Annotated in this window: 2 protein-coding genes; both read right to left on the bottom strand. The window is 64.8% G+C overall.

Translation table 11 applies throughout. From position 1 onward, the window contains the following. Window positions 1-158: 158 nt before the first annotated feature. A complete protein-coding gene (locus QOC69_RS35630; protein WP_526447466.1) occupies window positions 159-344 on the bottom strand; it encodes a hypothetical protein in 186 nt (61 codons plus the stop codon). A 60-nt stretch (window positions 345-404) separates the two neighbouring features. Beyond that, complete coding sequence (locus QOC69_RS35625; RefSeq protein WP_526447464.1) at window positions 405-2,333, bottom strand: ArnT family glycosyltransferase; 1,929 nt, start codon at window positions 2,331-2,333, stop codon at window positions 405-407. Between the last annotated feature and the right edge of the window lie 710 nt (window positions 2,334-3,043).

Genomic DNA, 3,043 nt, shown 5'->3' with positions numbered 1-3,043 from the left:
TGCGATGCCGCTACCAAGGTGAACATCTCGTGCTCGGTGCACACCATCGCCACCTTCCACACGTGGCAGTTCGCCGCCTACGCGTTTGCCGACGCGTTGCCGTGGTTGGCCGGACAGATCGGCACCCCTTCGCACTGAACCGTCGCGCACACCAGATCTCAGAGCACGGCGTGGACTGCACTGGCCACGACGAACGTGGCGAAGAAGCTGATGATCGCCCACACGAACGGGCGGCGTTGCTTCTCCATCGCGACGATCGCAGCGAACACGGCGGCGGCGACGCTCCCAACCAGGAACGCGATCTCGGCACCGAGGGGAGCGATCACGCCAGCACTTGTCACCATGCTCGGAACCGTAGGCAGCCAACCTCGTGGCCACCTCGGACCGGACTGGGAGGAGGCGCCTTAGTGAGGAGGCGTCGCGAGGTCGTAGACGGTGTCGGAGCCGACCTTGATCGGTGCGAAGGTTGCTGCGACCCAGTTGCTGATGTCCGAGTGCTGCTTGTCGCCGCCAGGTCCGCCGCGCTGGTCGTCCGGCGCTATGAAGTACGTGACCTGATGGTTGGCCACGTACTGCTGGAATTGGCTCAAGGTCGGGACGGGGTCCGAGCCGGAGAAGCCACCGATGGCCATGACCGGAGTGTTGGTCGACAACTCCAAACCAGCTGCGGTCGACGATCCGTCGACGGCCGCCGACCACGTGGTCAGGGTGCCGTCGAGCAGGCTGTCCAGTGCAGCGTTGTCGACGTTCTGGCCGTGCATGCCGCCGCCCGTGCGGCCCGCTTGGATTGGGGCCGCAGGCCCTACGTTGGCGTTGCCGCCGCCGTGGGACTGCCCGATGGTCGCCAGCGCATAGGCCGTCGACCCGGCCAGCGCCACGCCAAGCCCGAGCACCAGCGACGCAGCGGCCAGCCGTCGGCGCGCAGGTGCGGCAAGCGAGACCAGCAAGGCCACGACCGCCGCGATGGTCATCACCAGAATCGTCCATCGCAGCGCGGGCAGCCACTGTGCATTGCGGCCAAGGAGCCACCAACTCCACACGCCGGTCGACCCGATGAGCACCGCGAGCCCGACGCGGCCGAACCACGAGAACCGCTTGCCCCACGCCTCGCTGACTCCGACCGCAAATGCTCCCGCCACCGCAGGGGCCAAGGACAGGCAGTAATACGGATGGATCGTGCCGCTCATGTAACTCAGCACCAGTCCGTCAACGAGCATCCAGCCGCCGAACAGAATCGCGCCCGCTCGGACTAGGTCGGTGCGTGGGGCGCGCCGCCGTGAGACGAGCACCAGCGCCACGGCGAGCAGGGCGGCGGGGAGCAGCCAGCCGATTTCGAACCCGAACTCGCCGGAGAACAGCCGTCCCAGACCTGCCGCCTGACGACCGGGACCGCCGAACCCGCCGTAGTGGGCCGCTCCGGTGTCCATGTGCGCACTGGCCGCCGCGCCGCTCGCCGGCTGACCGGGATCGCCGTGGTTGCGGCCGAGGACGCGGGCGAATCCGTTGTAGCCGAGGACCAGGTTCATGAAGTTGTTGTCGGTCGAACCCGCGATGTAGGGCCGCGACGACGCCGGCCACAGCAGTGTCAGCCCGACGAACCAACCCGCCGACACCAGGAATGCCCCCAGCGCGCCGAGCAGATGCAACAGTCTGCGACGGACCGAGGTCGGCGCCGCGATCATGTACACCAGGCCGATCGCCGGCATCACCATGATCCCTTCGAGCATCTTGGCCAGGAACGCGAACCCCAACGCCACCCCGGCCAACGCGATCCACTTCGCACTCGCTCGCTCCAACGCGCGCACCGCGCAATATGCGGCCGCCATCATCAGCAACACCATCACCGCGTCGGGATTGTTGTATCGAAACATCAACGCCGCCACGGGCATCAGCGCCAACACCGCCCCAGCCAACAACGCCGCGCGAGGTCCACTGATCCGACGCACCGCGCCGTAGAGCAACGCCACCGCCACCACGGCCATCAACGCCTCGGGAATCAGCATGCTCGCACTGCTGAATCCGAAGATCTGCCCCGACAAGCCCATTACCCATTGCGACACCGGGGGCTTGTCGACGGTGATGAAGTTGCTCGAGTCCAGCGACCCGAACAGCAGAGCCTCCCAGTTCGTCGAACCAGCTTGCGCGGCACCGGCATAGAACTGATTGGCCATCCCGTTGACGGTGATGTTCCACAGGTACATGACCGCGGTCGCGACCAGGAGAACACCGAAACCAATCCGATCCCAGGTACCCGAACTGATCCGTCGGCGCCGGGACGGCTCGCCGTCGTCGGCAATCGGGGCTGGCGCAGCCGCGTCCAATGTCAAAGTCATGACACCATTGAGACACCCCAACTGGTGCGCAATCTATGTGAAACTTTTGCGTTTCCTATGAAAGCGACACCTCGACAAACGGGGGCACCGCTTCCTACCCCGACGCGCCACCCCCGCCACCGGAGAACTCATCCGCCAGCTCACCATCGACCCCACCCGCGACTACCAACCCCGAAACGTCGCCACCGGCCGCCCACGAAAAAGCTCTGAACCCACAAACGGGGGTTCAGAGCTCTTCGCATCTCTTGCTACATCACACGGTGGCAGGTACAGGATTCGAACCTGTGTAGGCGTTAGCCGACGGATCCCACAGTGGACCCAATCACCGGTCGAAAGCACCGGTTCCTGTCGTCAACAGTTCCTAACCCTTGCGTCCGCTCTTAAGCCTCGATGAGGCTGGCAGACCTCGCGCTATCGCGGTCGACACGTGCGGACGGAGTCATCTACTGACTCGTCAACGTGACCATGGAATGCTCTTACTTAGCTCGTTCAGGTGCAGTGCGACTCAAGCTTCTCAGCAGAGTGGCAGTTGGAAACCGAAGACTGTACGCGAGAACCACGGACGGTTGGTCGCCGCCCTCGATGCAGCCCGCAAGTAGCAGGTCAAGTCCAGGGACGTGGTGTACGTGGTCGTCGTGTGATTCTTCGACTGGGTGGTTCAGGCGGTTAGTGCCGCCGGTGTGGCCTCCTGTTCTGTTGGGGTGTCGTTG

It is taken from the genome of Mycobacterium sp. (assembly GCF_032162105.1).
Lineage (GTDB): Bacteria > Actinomycetota > Actinomycetes > Mycobacteriales > Mycobacteriaceae > Mycobacterium.
Note: the sequence above shows the minus strand (reverse complement) of the source record. Positions and strands in the feature narration are given on the sequence as shown.

Bases quoted from the DNA above. Each gene is read 5' to 3' on its own strand.
- QOC69_RS35625 (WP_526447464.1), bottom strand. From the start codon at position 2,333: ATGACTTTGACATTGGACGCGGCTGCGCCAGCCCCGATTGCCGACGAC.
- QOC69_RS35630 (WP_526447466.1), bottom strand. From the start codon at position 344: ATGGTGACAAGTGCTGGCGTGATCGCTCCCCTCGGTGCCGAGATCGCG.